The organism is Arthrobacter ipis (assembly GCF_014694315.1).
Lineage (GTDB): Bacteria > Actinomycetota > Actinomycetes > Actinomycetales > Micrococcaceae > Arthrobacter > Arthrobacter ipis.
The window spans coordinates 640,496-656,374 of the sequence record NZ_JAAOXD010000007.1; the positions used below are offsets into that span (position 1 = coordinate 640,496).

Consider the following 15,879-nt stretch of genomic DNA (forward strand, 5'->3'; position numbering starts at 1 on the left):
ACGGATACACCGCGTGGACTGAAGCCCGCAGCCTTCATGGCAAGCGGCGGAACGGCTGGGGATGATGGCAATAGAGGTGCGGATCGAGCGGCTGTGGATTCCGGATTCAGTGGATGCTGCCGATGCGGCGGATTTCCTCGCCGCGGTGGAGGTGGGGCGCAAGGTCCGGATGGATACCTGGGGGAGTGACGACCTCGCCTACACGCCGCTGGAAAAGCTCCTCGAACTGGAAGACCCGTACGAGCGCCAGGTCATCCTCGTGGCTAAGATCGGCGACGACATTGTGGGCACCGTGGACATCGCCCTGCCCCTCGCCGACAACCTGGACCTCGCCGAATTCACCCTTGACATCCTCCCCGAGTACCAGCGCCAGGGTGTGGGCAGGCAGTTGCTGGAAGCCGCCGAGCACTTCGCCCGGAACGAGGGCCGCACCATGATCCTGGTGGACACCAACCATCCCGGCGCGTCCCTGCATGAATTCGCGCCCGAACAGCTGGTGCCCGGATCGGGCCAGGGCTATGTGCCTTTGGGGAGCCGTGAGGTGGAATTCGCCCAACGCACCGGTTACACGCTGCAGCACATCGAACAGTTCAGCTCTTGCGTGCTGCCGCTGGACAGCAAGCTTGTGGCCGAGCTCGAGGCGGAGGCGCAGGAAGCCAACAACGGCCGCTACTGCCTGCACCACTGGACCGACCGCTGCCCGGAGCGCTGGCTGGAATCGGTGGCAGCCCTCGAAAACCAGGCCGGCGGCGACGCCGGACCGGTGGAGGGGACCGACGACATAGTCTTCGATGCCCGGATCCTGAGGGAAGCCGAGGAAGTCACCATCTCCCAGGGCCGGCGCACGGTGGTGACCGCCGTCGAACACATTGCTACCGGGGCGCTCGTGGGGCTGACGACCATCAGCGTCCTTGCGCAGCGGCAGGACGTCGTCTTCCAGGACGACACGGTGGTGCTGCAGGCGCACCGCGGCAACAAGCTCGGCCTGCTCATCAAGGTGGCCAATATGGAGCGCCTCACCGAGCAGTTCCCCGCTGCGCGGGTGATCTACACCTGGAACGCCCCGGAGAACCGGTACCTCCTGACGGTTAACCGCCAGCTTGGGTTCACGACGGCGGGAGTCACCGGGATCTGGCAGAAGGAACTGCCGGACCTTGGGCCGAGGCGGAGTTAGGTTCTGGTGGCGGAGGAGCTGCCGATTTGGTAATGAGCAGGGCCGTCCCCTAAGCTTGAACTACCAAAGACCGTCGGTTGTTGGATTCCCACTCTTTCGAGCTCAGCTCAACTCTGCAGTTGTGTGCGGAAGAGCCAGTGGGTTTCCGGACGAAGGACCCTGAACATAGGGCGGCCGGCGCAGGTGAACGAAGCAAAGTTCCGCTGTTTTGGACAGCGTTGAGCCAAGCCCCGTGCATCTGCGCGGGGCGTTTTTAGTTTTAGCTCACCTGAGCGGGGACCCGGAATACCGGCACTATCCCCGGAAGGAGGGTTATGGCAACGCCTACCAAGGTTTCAGCAGTAGCTGAGATCACTAACGATTTCAAGGAATCGAACGCCGCTGTCCTGACCGAATACCGTGGGCTCACCGTTGCACAGCTCAAGCAGCTGCGTGTTTCTCTCGGCCAGGACACCAAGTTCGCGGTCGTCAAGAACACCCTGACCGCCATTGCAGCCAAGGAAGCTGGTGTCGAAGCATTCGACGGCCAGCTCGCCGGCCCCACTGCAATCGCGTTCATCAAGGGTGACGCAGTTGCAGCTGCCAAGAGCCTGACGGATTTTGCCAAGGCTAACAAGCAGCTGGTCATCAAGACCGGTTACTTCGAAGGCAAGGCACTGAACGCCAGCGAAGTTGCTGCCCTGGCAGCACTCGAGTCCCGCGAGCTGCAGCTCGCCAAGGTTGCAGGCATCCTCAAGGCCCCTGCTGCCGCTGCTGCACGCATCATCGACGCACTGCGCCTCAAGCTTGAAGAAGAGAACGGTGCTCCGGCTGAAGCCGAAGCCCCCGCCGCTGAAGAAGCTCCTGCCGCAGAGGCTGACGCAGAAGCCGCAGCTGAGGCTCCGGCCGAAGCCGCTGCCGAAGAGAACTAATTCTCTCTCCCACAAAGACTCCGGTGGATCGGAACGGCATCAAGCCCCCGGCCACCTTTATAGGAAGGACGCCACACCATGGCGAAGCTCAGCAACGAAGAGCTCATTGAAGCTTTCAAGGAACTGACCATCATCGAGCTCTCCGAGTTCGTCAAGCTCTTCGAAGAGACCTTCGAAGTTACCGCTGCTGCTGTAGCTGTTGCCGGCCCCGCCGGTGGCGCTGCCGCTGAGGAAGCCGAAGAGAAGACTGAATTCGACGTCGTTCTCGAAGCTGCTGGCGACAAGAAGATCGCAGTGATCAAGGAAGTTCGCGCCATCACCTCCCTGGGCCTCAAGGAAGCCAAGGACCTGGTTGACAGCGCTCCCAAGGCTGTTCTCGAAGGCGCCACCAAGGAAGCTGCCGAGAAGGCAAAGGCTCAGCTCGAAGAAGCTGGCGCCCGCGTTACCGTCAAGTAACACTGCTTTCTCAGGAATCCCCGTCCACTCCGGTGGGCGGGGATTCCTGCGTTTAACAGCAACTAGGTAGCAGTTGAGGGCGTTCCCAGCGCTCAGAACGCCCTCATGTGCTACCTAGTTGGGTTCGCTGATGTCCGCGAGCACGGCGCCGAGGGCGGAGACCAAGGCGTCGGCGTCGATGAAGGCGCTGTAGCCGTGCTGCCCGGCGCCCATGGAAATCCGCTTGCCGGCGATGGTCCGGTCCGCATAGACAGGCCATGCCGTGGTGCTGCCCAGAGGCGTGATGGTGCCGCGCTCATAGCCGGTCGCTTCCAGGGCCACATCCGCCGCCGGCAGCGAGAGCTTGTTGACGCCTACCAGGGTGCGCAGCTTGGGCCAGGAGATCTGGCGGTCGCCCGGGATAAGGGCGAAGAGGAAGCTGCCGTCTTTGTGCTTCACCACGAGGGACTTCACAATGTCCGCCGGGCTGATGCCAAGGATCCCGGCTGCCTCCTCGAGGCTGTGGGCTGCCAGCCGTTCGACGAGCTGGACGTCCAGGCCGCGCGCGGCGGCGTCGGCAAGGAACCGCTCCCTGCCCGACGCCGGAACAGCCTTCATCAGTCCCGGAACAGCAGGAGGGCCTCGCCCTGGCCGCCGCCTCCGCAGAGGGAGACTGCCGCCTTGCCCTGGCCGCGCCGCTTCAGCTCATGCGCCGCGTGGAGTGCCAGCCGCGCACCGGAGGCGCCGATCGGATGTCCCAGCGCGATGGCGCCGCCATGGATGTTGCACTGCTCCAGCGGGTAGTCCAGGTCCTTGAGGGACTGCACGGCCACTGAACCGAATGCTTCGTTGATTTCGATGAAGTCCAGATCGGAAGTGCTCCAGCCGGCACGGTCCAAGGCTTGCCCGATGGCGTTGGAAGGCTGTGAGTGCAGCGAGTTGTCCGGTCCCGCCACCTGCCCGGGCTTGCCCACCACGGCCAGGTACGCCAGGCCGTTCTCCTCCGCGAACTTGCGCGAGGTCAGGACCAGGGCGGAGGCGCCGTCGGACAGGGGAGAGGAGTTGCCGGCCGTAATGGTGCCGTCGGTGACGAAGGCGGCCCGCAGCCCGGCCAGGGACTCAACGGTGGTGTCCGGCCGGACGCCCTCATCGGTGGAGACCACCACGGGATCACCTTTGCGCTGCTTGACGCTGATCGGTGAGATCTCGTCGTCGAACACGCCGTTCTTCGAAGCGATCGCTGCGCGCTGGTGTGAGTTGGCGGCCACGTTGTCCTGCGCGGTCCGGTCAATGCCCAGCGTAAGGTTCTTGGATTCGGTGGAAAGACCCATCGAGTGGCCGTCGAACGCATCGGTCAGGCCGTCGTGTGCCGCAACGTCCAGCGCCTGCACGGTGCCGTAATTCCAACCCTGGCGGGAACCCGGAAGGACATGTGGAGCCCGCGTCATGGATTCCTGGCCGCCGGCGACGACGACGGTGGCGTCGCCGGCACGGATCATCCGCGCCGCGTCGATCACGGCGGTAAGCCCGGAGAGGCAGACCTTGTTGATGGTAACCGTGGGGACGTTCCAGCCGATGCCCGCGCCGATGGCGCTCTGGCGTGCCGGGTTCTGGCCCGCCCCGGCCTGCAGGACCTGGCCCATGATGACGGCGTCCACCTGCTCGGCTTCCAGCCCGCTGGCAGCGATGGCCGCCTTGATGGCGTGCGCCCCGAGCTCGACGGCGGTGAAGCTCGCGAGCTGCCCGTTCAGCCGGCCCTGCGGGGTGCGCGCGCCGGACAGGATGACAACGTCGCTGTTGTCCGCGGAATTGCTCATGGTTTTTCTCTTCCGATCTTTTGCCGATGGTTGGCCTAAGGGTATCGTGAGCCCGGTCACCTATCCATTAAAACGCTGGGGAGGCGGGGTGCATTCCGGTTAGGTGCCCGTGGCAACGGTGCTTGCATTCTGCTGACAAGTGGGGTAGACACGCGTGGGGTTTTGCCGTATCGTAGATATTTGCGTCTTCCCTGTTTACCTTCAGCCTTCATATAGCGGTGGGCTTAGCCTGTTAGCTGCTCCATCAATGTGCCGTGAACAACGTCACCAGCATGGGCAGAACCAGGTCCCGGGTCATATAGCGGAACCGGATGGTAGCACTGCGGAGTCACTTCGCAGGGTGAAAAGCGGGGGAGATCTGAAAACGCCTGAAGGTCTGTGGAAGGATCCCTCTTGGTCGCCTCGAGCACCTCTAATAACGAAACCGCTAACACGGCAAGCACCGATGGTGCAACTCGCCGGCTCTCATTCGCAAAGATTCACGAACCTCTTGACGTTCCGAATCTGCTTGCCCTGCAGACGGACAGCTTCGACTGGCTGGTCGGAAATGAACGCTGGCAGGCCCGCGTCGCGAAGGCCGTCGAAGAAGGCGACCTGAGCGTCGCCACCACCTCCGGTCTTTCCGACATCTTCGAAGAGATCTCCCCGATTGAGGACTTCCAGGGCACCATGTCCCTGAGCTTCTCCGATCCGGAGTTCGCTGATCCGAAGTACACCATGGCTGAATGCAAGGACCGGGACGCTACGTACTCGGCACCGCTGTACGTCAAGGCTGAATTCATGAACAACAACACGGGCGAAATCAAGCAGCAGACCGTGTTCATGGGTGACTTCCCGCTGATGACCGAGAAGGGCACCTTCGTCGTCAACGGCACCGAGCGTGTCGTCGTTTCCCAGCTGGTCCGTTCCCCGGGCGCCTACTTTGAGCGCGCCGCTGACAAGACCAGCGACAAGGACATCTTTACCGCAAAGATCATCCCGTCCCGCGGTGCCTGGTTCGAGCTCGAGATCGACAAGCGCGACCAGGTCGGCGTGCGCCTCGACCGCAAGCGCAAGCAGTCGGTCACGGTGCTGCTGAAGGCCCTCGGCTGGACCGAAGGCCAGATCCTCGAGGAGTTCGGCCAGTACGACTCCATGCGTGCCACGCTGGAGAAGGACGCCACCGAAACCCGCGAAGACGCCCTGCTGGACATCTACCGCAAGCTGCGTCCGGGCGAGCCGCCCACAGTCGAGGCTGCCCAGTCCCTGCTGGACAACCTGTACTTCAACTCCAAGCGCTACGATCTGGCCAAGGTTGGCCGCTACAAGATCAACCGCAAGCTTGGCATCGACCGCTCCCTTGGTGACAAGGAAGCTTCGGTCCTGCACGTTGAAGACATCGTGGCCATGATCAAGTTCCTCGTCGCGCTGCACGCCGGCGAGAAGACCCTCATGGGCAAGCGCGATGGCGAAGACCACGAGCTGCGCGTCGAGATCGATGACATCGACCACTTCGGCAACCGCCGCATCCGCGCCGTCGGCGAGCTCATCGAGAACCAGGTCCGCACCGGCTTGTCCCGCATGGAGCGCGTCGTCCGCGAACGCATGACCACGCAGGACGTCGAGGCCATCACGCCGCAGACCCTGATCAACATCCGTCCCGTGGTGGCAGCGATCAAGGAGTTCTTCGGAACCTCTCAGCTGTCCCAGTTCATGGACCAGAACAACCCGCTCTCGGGCCTGACCCACAAGCGCCGCCTGTCGGCGCTGGGCCCCGGCGGTCTGTCCCGTGACCGTGCAGGCATGGAAGTCCGAGACGTTCACCCGTCCCACTACGGACGTATGTGCCCCATCGAAACCCCTGAAGGCCCGAACATTGGCCTGATCGGTTCGCTGGCGTCCTACGGCCGCATCAACCCGTTCGGTTTCATCGAGACGCCGTACCGCCTGGTCAAGGACGGCGTCGTTTCCGACGACGTCCAGTACCTGACGGCCGACGACGAGGCCGAGGTCCTGATCGCACAGGCCAACGCTCCGCTCGAGGAGAACAAGAGCTTCGCTGAAGAGACCGTCCTGGTCCGTGCCCGCGGTGGTGGAGGCGAGCCCGTGCTCGTTCCCGCCGCGGACGTGCAGTTCATGGACGTCTCCCCGCGCCAGATGGTGTCCGTGGCAACCGCCCTGATCCCGTTCCTCGAGCACGACGACGCCAACCGTGCACTCATGGGTGCCAACATGCAGCGCCAGGCTGTGCCGCTGGTCCGTTCCGAGGCCCCGTTCGTGGGTACCGGCATGGAACGTGCGGCCGCCGTCGACGCCGGTGACGTCACCATCGCCAAGAAGGCCGGTGTGGTTACCGAGGTTTCCGCCGAACTCGTCATCATGCTCAACGACGACGGCACGGAAACCAACTACCGCATCAACAAGTTCGCCCGCTCCAACCAGGGCAACTGCTACAACAACCGTGTTCTGGTGAACGAAGGCCAGCGCCTGGAAGTTGGCGGCATCATCGCCGACGGCCCGGCAACGGACCAGGGCGAGCTCGCCCTCGGTAAGAACCTCCTTGTGGCATTCATGTCATGGGAAGGCCACAACTTCGAGGACGCCATCATCCTCTCGCAGCGCATCGTTGCCGAGGACGTCCTTTCCTCCATCCACATCGAGGAGCACGAGATCGATGCCCGCGACACCAAGCTTGGTGCCGAGGAAATCACCCGTGACATCCCCAACGTGTCCGAGGAAGTCCTGGCAGGCCTGGACGAGCGCGGCATCATCCACATCGGTGCCGAGGTTGAAGCCGGCGACATCCTGGTCGGAAAGGTCACCCCGAAGGGTGAAACCGAGCTGACCCCGGAAGAGCGCCTGCTCCGCGCCATCTTCGGCGAGAAGTCCCGCGAAGTGCGCGACACGTCCCTGAAGGTTCCGCACGGCGAGTCCGGCACCGTCATCGGCGTCCGCGTCTTCGACCGCGACAACGACGACGAACTGCCCCCGGGCGTCAATCAGCTGGTCCGCGTCTACGTGGCTGCCAAGCGCAAGATCACCGACGGCGACAAGCTCGCCGGCCGTCACGGCAACAAGGGTGTTATCTCCAAGATCCTGCCGATCGAGGACATGCCCTTCCTTGCCGACGGTACCCCCGTTGATATCGTCCTGAACCCGCTGGGTGTTCCGGGCCGTATGAACGTCGGCCAGGTGCTGGAAACGCACCTCGGCTGGGTCGCCAAGACGGGTTGGAAGATCGAAGGCGAGCCGGAGTGGGTCAAGCAGCTGCCGAACCTGCCGCGCGAGAGTGGCCAGACCACTGTTGCAACGCCGGTCTTCGACGGCGCCCGCGAAGAGGAAATCACGGGCCTGCTCGACTCCACTAACGTGACCCGCGACGGCGACCGCCTGATCGACTCCTCGGGCAAGACGCGCCTGTTCGACGGCCGCTCCGGCGAGCCGTTCCCGGATCCGATCTCGGTCGGCTACATGTACATCCTGAAGCTCCACCACCTGGTGGACGACAAGATCCACGCCCGCTCCACCGGCCCGTACTCCATGATCACGCAGCAGCCGCTGGGTGGTAAGGCACAGTTCGGTGGCCAGCGCTTCGGTGAAATGGAAGTGTGGGCGCTCGAAGCTTACGGCGCCGCATACACGCTCCAGGAACTGCTCACGATCAAGTCCGATGACATTCACGGCCGCGTGAAGGTCTACGAGGCGATCGTCAAGGGCGAGAACATCCCTGAGCCGGGTGTTCCCGAATCCTTCAAGGTGTTGATCAAGGAAATGCAGTCGCTGTGCCTGAACGTGGAAGTGCTTTCCACAGACGGAACCACAATTGAAATGCGTGACTCTGATGACGCAGTCTTCACGGCTGCGGAAGAACTGGGCATCGATCTGTCTCGTGCAGAGCCCAGCTCCGTAGAAGAGGTCTAGCAGGGGTCCCGACGGCGGGTGGTGACCACCCGCCGTCGGCCCCTCGACCTTTCCCGTAACCGGATACCGGTGGTTCAGCTTGTCGAAACCCCGGATCCAGGACTTCAGAATTTAGAGAACAAGAGAGAACAGGGACCATATGTCCAGCGAATCCTCCTTCGGCCTCATGCAGATCGGCCTCGCCACCGCGGAAGACATCCGCGGCTGGTCGTACGGCGAGGTTAAGAAGCCGGAAACCATCAACTACCGCACGCTCAAGCCCGAGAAGGACGGCCTCTTCTGCGAGAAGATCTTCGGCCCGTCCCGTGACTGGGAATGCTACTGCGGCAAGTACAAGCGCGTGCGCTTCAAGGGCATCATCTGTGAGCGGTGTGGCGTTGAGGTCACCCGTGCCAAGGTGCGCCGTGAGCGCATGGGCCACATCGAGCTGGCTGCTCCCGTAACCCATATCTGGTACTTCAAGGGTGTTCCGTCCCGCCTGGGCTACCTCCTTGACTTGGCTCCGAAGGACCTCGAAAAGGTCATCTACTTCGCTGCCTACATGATCACCAGCGTCGACGAAGAAAACCGCCACGCGGAACTGCCCAACCTGCAGGTTGAGCATGACGTCGAGAAGAAGCAGCTGATCGACAACCGCGACTCGGACATCGCCACGATCGCCCGCGACCTTGAGAACGAGCTTGCCCGTCTCGAAGGCGAAGGCGCCAAGGCTGCCGACAAGAAGAAGGCCCGCGACTCCGCGGACCGCCAGATGGCGAACGTCCGCAAGCGCGCCGACGCCGAGATCGAGCGGCTCGAGCAGGTCTGGGACCGTTTCAAGAACCTGAAGGTCGCTGACCTCGAAGGCGACGAAGGCCTCTACCGCGAGCTGCGCGACCGGTACGGCATGTACTTCGAAGGCTCCATGGGTGCCGAAGCCATCAAGAAGCGCCTTGAGAACTTCGACATGCAGGCAGAGTCGGACTCACTGCGCGACATCATCGCCAACGGCAAGGGCCAGCGCAAGACCCGCGCCCTGAAGCGCCTGAAGGTGGTCAACGCGTTCCTGACCACCAACAACAGCCCGCTCGGCATGGTGCTGGACGCCGTCCCGGTCATCCCGCCGGAACTGCGCCCGATGGTCCAGCTGGACGGTGGCCGCTTCGCGACCTCCGACCTCAACGACCTCTACCGCCGCGTGATCAACCGCAACAACCGACTCAAGCGACTGCTTGACCTGGGTGCTCCGGAGATCATCGTCAACAACGAGAAGCGCATGCTTCAGGAAGCTGTTGACAGCCTCTTCGACAACGGCCGCCGCGGCCGTCCGGTCACCGGACCGGGCAACCGTCCGCTGAAGTCCCTGAGCGACATGCTCAAGGGCAAGCAGGGCCGTTTCCGCCAGAATCTGCTCGGCAAGCGCGTCGACTACTCCGGCCGTTCGGTCATCGTCGTCGGCCCGCAGCTGAAGCTGCACCAGTGTGGCCTGCCCAAGCAGATGGCACTGGAGCTCTTCAAGCCGTTCGTGATGAAGCGCCTGGTTGACCTCAACCACGCCCAGAACATCAAGTCGGCAAAGCGCATGGTCGAGCGTTACCGTCCGCAGGTCTGGGACGTGCTGGAAGAGATCATCACCGAACACCCGGTGCTGCTCAACCGTGCACCTACCCTGCACCGCCTCGGCATCCAGGCGTTCGAGCCGCAGCTGGTTGAAGGCAAGGCCATCCAGCTCCACCCGCTGGTTTGTGGCGCGTTCAACGCTGACTTCGACGGCGACCAGATGGCAGTCCACCTGCCGCTGAGCCCCGAAGCCCAGGCTGAGGCACGCATCCTGATGCTGTCGTCCAACAACATCCTGAAGCCGTCTGACGGCCGTCCGGTGACCCTGCCTTCGCAGGATATGATCATCGGCCTCTACCACCTGACCACCAAGCGTGTGGGTTCAGCTGGTGAAGGCCGGGTCTTCGGCTCGGTGTCCGAAGCCATCATGGCTTTCGACGCCCACCAGCTGCACCTGAACTCCCAGGTCAAGATCCGTCTCGAGGGCTTTGTCCCTTACGCGGGCTGGGAAGCTCCGGAAGGCTGGGAGCAGGGTCAGCCCGCACTGGTGGACACCTCCCTGGGACAGGTTCTCTTCAACGAGACCCTGCCCGAGGACTACCCGTGGGTTGAGGCTGTTGCCGACAAGGGCGAGCTTTCCCGGATCGTCAACGACCTCGCGGAGCGCTACCCGAAGGTTGTCACGGCCGCAACGCTGGACAACCTCAAGGACGCCGGTTTCTACTGGGCCACCCGCTCGGGCGTCACCGTCGCCATCTCCGACATCGAGGTGCCGGTGGAGAAGCCGGCCATCCTTGCCGGTTACGAAGAGCGCGCCGCCAAGATCCAGGGACAGTACGACAAGGGCCTGATCGACGACGACGAGCGTCGCCAGGAACTGATCGAGATCTGGAACAAGGCGACCAACGAGATTGCCCAGGTCATGCGCGACAGCCTGTCGCCGATGAACACCATCAACCGCATGGTGTCCTCCGGTGCACGTGGTAACTGGATGCAGGTCCGCCAAATCGCGGGTATCCGTGGCCTGGTGGCCAACCCGAAGGGTGAAATCATCCCGCGTCCGATCAAGTCCTCCTACCGTGAGGGCCTGTCGGTGCTGGAGTACTTCATCGCGACGCACGGTGCACGTAAGGGTCTTGCCGACACGGCGCTGCGAACCGCCAACTCGGGTTACCTGACCCGTCGTCTGGTGGACGTTTCGCAGGACGTCATCGTCCGTGAAGAGGACTGCGGCACCGAGCGCGGCCTTGTCACGCCGATCGCCGTGGCTGACGCCAACGGCGAGCTGGCTCTGGACGAGAACGTCGAGAACAGCGCCTACGCCCGTACGCTGGCCGTGGACGTCGTTGACTCCAAGGGCAACGTCCTGGCTGCCGGCGGTACCGACTGCGGCGACGTCGTGATCGCTGAGCTGTTCGCAGCCGGCATCACCGAGGTCAAGGTCCGCTCTGTGCTCACCTGTGAGTCCAGCGTCGGCACCTGCGCCCTGTGCTACGGCCGTTCGCTGGCCACCGGCAAGACCGTGGACATCGGAGAGGCTGTGGGCATCATCGCCGCTCAGTCGATCGGTGAGCCCGGTACCCAGCTGACCATGCGTACGTTCCACACCGGTGGTGCTGTTTCCGCCAGCGGTGGCGACGACATCACCCAGGGTCTGCCCCGTATCCAGGAGCTCTTCGAAGCCCGTACCCCGAAGGGTGTGGCGCCGATTGCGGAAGCAGCCGGCCGCATCACCATCGAGGAATCCGAGCGCCAGATGCGTCTGGTCATCACTCCGGACGACGGTTCCGAAGAGATCGCCTACCCGGTCCTGCGCCGGTCGCGCCTCCTGATCGAAGACGGCCAGCACGTCACGGTGGGCCAGAAGCTCATCAACGGTCCGGTCGACCCGAAGCAGGTCCTGCGCATCATGGGCCCGCGTGCCGCACAGAAGTTCCTCGTGGACGAAGTGCAGGGCGTGTACCGCAGCCAGGGCATTGGCATCCACGACAAGCACGTGGAAGTCATCGTCCGCCAGATGCTGCGCCGCGTCACGGTCATCGAATCCGGCGACTCCGACCTGCTCCCGGGTGAGCTGGCCGAGCGCAGCCGCTTCGAGGACGCCAACCGCCGTGTTGTATCCGAGGGCAAGACTCCGGCTTCCGGACGTCCCGAGCTCATGGGTATCACCAAGGCGTCGCTGGCCACCGAGTCCTGGCTGTCCGCAGCTTCCTTCCAGGAGACCACCCGCGTCCTGACGCAGGCGGCCATGGAAGGCAAGAGCGATCCTCTGCTCGGCCTCAAGGAGAACGTCATCATCGGTAAGCTGATCCCGGCCGGCACGGGTCTTCCGCGCTACACCGAGATCACGGTGGAACCGACTGAAGAAGCAAAGGCCAACCTGTTCACCGGCCCGAGCGCATTCAGCGATTTCTCCTACGACACGCTGGGCGGCGACGGAGCTCCTGAGTTCCACGCCATCCCGCTGGATGACTACGACCTCGGAAACGACTTCCGCTGAAAGTAGCAGCTACGCAGAAGGACCCCGCACTCACTGAGTGCGGGGTCCTTCCCCGTTTGCGCCCTACACCCGATTAAGGCTCCAGATCAAGCCATGCTAGACTTTGTGTAATTGTTCTGTGTGGCAGTGGATGAAGGCCGCCGCAGCATCATTTCGGTTTTGTTCTCATGATGCTTGGGTGGAGCCTGTTTCCGGGTTGCGGGCTACGTGCGCAACGGATGCCGCACTTTTGCACGCCCACGGACCGTCTAGGATCCGAAGCCGCAGGGACAACGCCAAAGCTCTCACGCAACACAGGCACTCGCCTGGCGCGGGGCAGAGATCAACCAACGGAGAACACGAAAGTGCCTACGATTAACCAGCTGGTCCGCAAGGGCCGCACGCCTAAGGTCAAAAAGACCAAGGCACCCGCGCTGAACGGCAGCCCGATGCGCCGCGGTGTTTGCACCCGCGTTTACACCACCACCCCGAAGAAGCCGAACTCGGCGCTGCGTAAGGTTGCACGTGTGCGCCTCAACGGTGGTATCGAAGTTACCGCCTACATCCCCGGTGTTGGCCACAACCTCCAGGAGCACTCCATTGTGCTCGTTCGTGGTGGTCGTGTGAAGGACCTCCCCGGTGTCCGCTACAAGATCGTCCGTGGTGCCCTCGATACCCAGGGTGTGAAGAACCGTAAGCAGGCGCGCAGCCGCTACGGCGCAAAGATGGAGAAGAAGTAATATGCCTCGCAAGGGTCCGGCCCCGAAGCGGCCGCTCGTATCAGATCCCGTCTACGGCTCCCCGCTGGTTACCCAGCTGATCAACAAGGTGCTGGTTGACGGCAAGAAGTCCACTGCTGAGCGCATCGTTTACGGTGCCCTTGAAGGTGCCCGCGCGAAGTCCGGCGGCGACCCCGTTGCAGCCCTCAAGAAGGCCATGGACAACGTCAAGCCTTCCCTCGAGGTCCGCTCCCGCCGTGTCGGTGGCGCCACCTACCAGGTTCCGGTTGAGGTCAAGCCGGGCCGCTCCACCGCACTCGCCCTGCGTTGGCTGGTTGGCTACTCCAAGGCCCGCCGCGAAAAGACGATGACCGAGCGTCTCCAGAACGAAATCCTGGATGCCTCGAACGGTCTCGGTGCCGCTGTGAAGCGTCGCGAAGACACCCACAAGATGGCCGAGTCCAACAAGGCCTTCGCCCACTACCGCTGGTAAAACTTCCCGTACGCCGCCGGCTCGCACGAGCCGGCGGCGAACGTGTAGTCCATCCGAAAGGGAGACACCGTGGCACAGGACGTGCTTACAGACCTTAGTAAGGTCCGCAACATCGGCATCATGGCCCACATCGATGCCGGCAAGACCACCACCACCGAGCGCATCCTGTTCTACACAGGTGTGAACCACAAGATTGGCGAAACGCACGACGGCGCTTCGACCACTGACTGGATGGAACAGGAGAAGGAGCGCGGCATCACCATCACGTCTGCCGCCGTGACCTGCTTCTGGGAAAACAACCAGATCAACATCATCGACACCCCGGGCCACGTGGACTTCACGGTTGAGGTTGAGCGCTCCCTGCGCGTCCTCGACGGTGCAGTCGCCGTGTTCGATGGCAAGGAAGGCGTTGAGCCGCAGTCTGAGACTGTTTGGCGCCAGGCTGACAAGTACAACGTTCCGCGTATCTGCTTCGTCAACAAGATGGACAAGCTGGGCGCTGACTTCTACTTCACCGTGGACACCATCATCAGCCGCCTCGGTGCCAAGCCGCTGGTCATGCAGCTGCCGATCGGTGCCGAGAACGACTTCATCGGCGTCGTCGACCTGCTGTACATGCGTTCGCTCGTATGGCCTGGCGATGCCAAGGGTGACGTCACCATGGGCGCCAAGTACGAAATCCGCGAGATCCCGGAAGACCTCAAGGCCAAGGCCGAGGAATACCGCGCCAACCTCGTGGAAGCCGTCGCAGAGTCCTCCGAAGAACTCATGGAGAAGTACCTCGAAGGTGAAGAAATCACCATCGATGAGCTCAAGGCCGGCATCCGCAAGATGACGATCAACTCCGAGATCTACCCGGTGTTCTGTGGTTCCGCGTTCAAGAACCGTGGCGTTCAGCCGATGCTCGATGCTGTTGTCGACTACCTGCCGAACCCGCTCGACGTCCCGCCGATGATCGGTCACGATCCCCGCGACGAAGAGAAGGAACTGACCCGCAAGCCTTCTTCCGAAGAGCCGTTCTCTGCACTGGCCTTCAAGATCGCCGCGCACCCGTTCTTCGGCCAGCTCACCTTCATCCGCGTGTACTCCGGTCACGTGGAAGCAGGCGCGCAGGTTGTCAACTCCACCAAGGGCAAGAAGGAGCGCATCGGCAAGCTGTTCCAGATGCACGCCAACAAGGAGATGCCGGTTGACGGCGCTACCGCGGGCCACATCTACGCAGCCATCGGTCTGAAGGACACCACCACGGGTGACACCCTGTGCGACTCCAGCAACCAGATCGTCCTCGAGTCCATGAGCTTCCCGGAGCCCGTGATCTCGGTTGCCATCGAGCCGAACACCAAGGGTGACCAGGAGAAGCTCTCCACGGCCATCCAGAAGCTCTCCGCTGAGGACCCGACCTTCCAGGTCTCCCTCAACGAAGACACCGGCCAGACCATCATCGCCGGCATGGGCGAGCTCCACCTGGACATCCTGGTGGACCGCATGCGCCGCGAGTTCAAGGTCGAGGCCAACGTTGGCAAGCCGCAGGTTGCTTACCGCGAAACCATCAAGCGTGCTGTAGAGCGTCACGACTACACACACAAGAAGCAGACCGGTGGTTCCGGCCAGTTCGCAAAGATCCAGATTGCGATCGAGCCGATGGACACCTCCGAAGGCGAGCTGTACGAGTTCGAGAACAAGGTCACCGGTGGCCGCGTTCCCCGCGAGTACATCCCCTCGGTTGACGCCGGTATCCAGGATGCACTGAACGACGGCGTCCTGGCCGGGTACCCGGTTGTCGGCATCAAGGCCACGCTGATTGACGGCGCGTACCACGATGTTGACTCCTCGGAAATGGCGTTCAAGATCGCTGGCCGTATGGCTTTCAAGGAAGCCGCACGCAAGGCGAACCCTGTTCTGCTCGAACCGCTGATGGATGTCGAGGTCCGCACCCCTGAGGAATACATGGGTGAAGTTATCGGTGACCTCAACTCCCGCCGTGGCCAGATGCAGTCCATGGAGGATGCCCAGGGCGTCAAGGTTGTCCGCGCACACGTACCGCTGTCCGGCATGTTCGGCTACATCGGTGACCTGCGTTCGAAGACCCAGGGCCGCGCTGTGTACTCCATGACGTTCAACAGCTACGCCGAGGTCCCGAAGGCAGTTGCCGACGAGATCATCCAGAAGTCCCGCGGCGAGTAGTCCTTAGGACTGTCCACGCGACAAGCTGCGAAAAACCGGGTGCGTTTCCCCAGCGGAACACACCCTAGTGCGGATGGCCGGAACACTGGTTCCGGCCCGGTTCCGGCCATCAGCACGAACAGGCTTTAGGCACTAGTATTAGTTCCTGAATCTGAAATTTCACCAATCCAAAGCCCCCCAAGTAGACTTACTGGAGTTTCTGCCGCGATAAGCGCGGTTGAAGGTAAG

General features: G+C 62.7%; 10 protein-coding genes. 8 read left to right on the forward strand and 2 right to left on the reverse strand.

Features of this window, described 5'->3' with window-relative positions:
• Positions 1-64: 64 nt before the first annotated feature.
• The 3 genes from G9E11_RS17900 to rplL all read left to right on the forward strand — a co-directional run bounded on the left by G9E11_RS17900 (position 65) and on the right by rplL (position 2,541).
• Entirely contained in the window at positions 65-1,174 is a 1,110-nt protein-coding gene (locus G9E11_RS17900) for a GNAT family N-acetyltransferase (protein ID WP_190608194.1), read from the forward strand.
• 314 nt (positions 1,175-1,488) lie between these two features.
• Positions 1,489-2,085 (forward strand): 50S ribosomal protein L10, encoded by a 597-nt coding sequence (rplJ, locus tag G9E11_RS17905; protein WP_111905186.1) that lies wholly within the window; start codon positions 1,489-1,491, stop codon positions 2,083-2,085.
• A 78-nt stretch (positions 2,086-2,163) separates the two neighbouring features.
• On the forward strand, positions 2,164-2,541 hold the full coding sequence (gene rplL, locus G9E11_RS17910; protein ID WP_190608196.1) for a 50S ribosomal protein L7/L12: 378 nt from the start codon (positions 2,164-2,166) through the stop codon (positions 2,539-2,541).
• A gap of 114 nt (positions 2,542-2,655) precedes the next feature.
• On the opposite strand, the gene G9E11_RS17915 is transcribed toward rplL, so the two are convergent.
• Both G9E11_RS17915 and G9E11_RS17920 read right to left on the reverse strand, forming a co-directional pair.
• Entirely contained in the window at positions 2,656-3,138 is a 483-nt protein-coding gene (locus tag G9E11_RS17915) for an aminoacyl-tRNA deacylase (protein WP_190608198.1), read from the reverse strand.
• Entirely contained in the window at positions 3,138-4,337 is a 1,200-nt protein-coding gene (locus tag G9E11_RS17920; RefSeq protein WP_190608200.1) for an acetyl-CoA C-acetyltransferase, read from the reverse strand. Before G9E11_RS17920 ends, G9E11_RS17915 begins: the two co-directional genes overlap by 1 nt.
• A gap of 393 nt (positions 4,338-4,730) precedes the next feature.
• Between G9E11_RS17920 and rpoB the strand changes: the two genes are divergently transcribed.
• The 5 genes from rpoB to fusA all read left to right on the forward strand — a co-directional run bounded on the left by rpoB (position 4,731) and on the right by fusA (position 15,651).
• On the forward strand, positions 4,731-8,237 hold the full coding sequence (rpoB, locus tag G9E11_RS17925; RefSeq protein WP_190608203.1) for a DNA-directed RNA polymerase subunit beta: 3,507 nt from the start codon (positions 4,731-4,733) through the stop codon (positions 8,235-8,237).
• Between the two features lie 139 nt (positions 8,238-8,376).
• A complete protein-coding gene (locus G9E11_RS17930; RefSeq protein ID WP_190608204.1) occupies positions 8,377-12,276 on the forward strand; it encodes a DNA-directed RNA polymerase subunit beta' in 3,900 nt (1,299 codons plus the stop codon).
• A gap of 344 nt (positions 12,277-12,620) precedes the next feature.
• On the forward strand, positions 12,621-12,995 hold the full coding sequence (rpsL, locus tag G9E11_RS17935) for a 30S ribosomal protein S12 (protein ID WP_018773658.1): 375 nt from the start codon (positions 12,621-12,623) through the stop codon (positions 12,993-12,995).
• A 1-nt stretch (position 12,996) separates the two neighbouring features.
• Complete coding sequence (rpsG, locus tag G9E11_RS17940) at positions 12,997-13,467, forward strand: 30S ribosomal protein S7 (RefSeq protein WP_003803829.1); 471 nt, start codon at positions 12,997-12,999, stop codon at positions 13,465-13,467.
• 69 nt (positions 13,468-13,536) lie between these two features.
• Positions 13,537-15,651: an elongation factor G gene (fusA, locus tag G9E11_RS17945; RefSeq protein WP_190608206.1), complete on the forward strand. Its 2,115-nt coding sequence runs from the start codon at positions 13,537-13,539 to the stop codon at positions 15,649-15,651.
• The last annotated feature ends 228 nt before the right edge of the window (positions 15,652-15,879 follow it).

Excerpts from the sequence above, each read along its gene's own strand:
- G9E11_RS17900 (WP_190608194.1), top strand. The coding sequence starts at position 65 with ATGGCAATAGAGGTGCGGATCGAGCGGCTGTGGATTCCGGATTCAGTG.
- rplJ (WP_111905186.1), top strand. The coding sequence starts at position 1,489 with ATGGCAACGCCTACCAAGGTTTCAGCAGTAGCTGAGATCACTAACGAT.
- rplL (WP_190608196.1), top strand. The coding sequence starts at position 2,164 with ATGGCGAAGCTCAGCAACGAAGAGCTCATTGAAGCTTTCAAGGAACTG.
- G9E11_RS17915 (WP_190608198.1), bottom strand. The coding sequence starts at position 3,138 with ATGAAGGCTGTTCCGGCGTCGGGCAGGGAGCGGTTCCTTGCCGACGCC.
- G9E11_RS17920 (WP_190608200.1), bottom strand. The coding sequence starts at position 4,337 with ATGAGCAATTCCGCGGACAACAGCGACGTTGTCATCCTGTCCGGCGCG.
- G9E11_RS17930 (WP_190608204.1), top strand. The coding sequence starts at position 8,377 with ATGTCCAGCGAATCCTCCTTCGGCCTCATGCAGATCGGCCTCGCCACC.
- rpsG (WP_003803829.1), top strand. The coding sequence starts at position 12,997 with ATGCCTCGCAAGGGTCCGGCCCCGAAGCGGCCGCTCGTATCAGATCCC.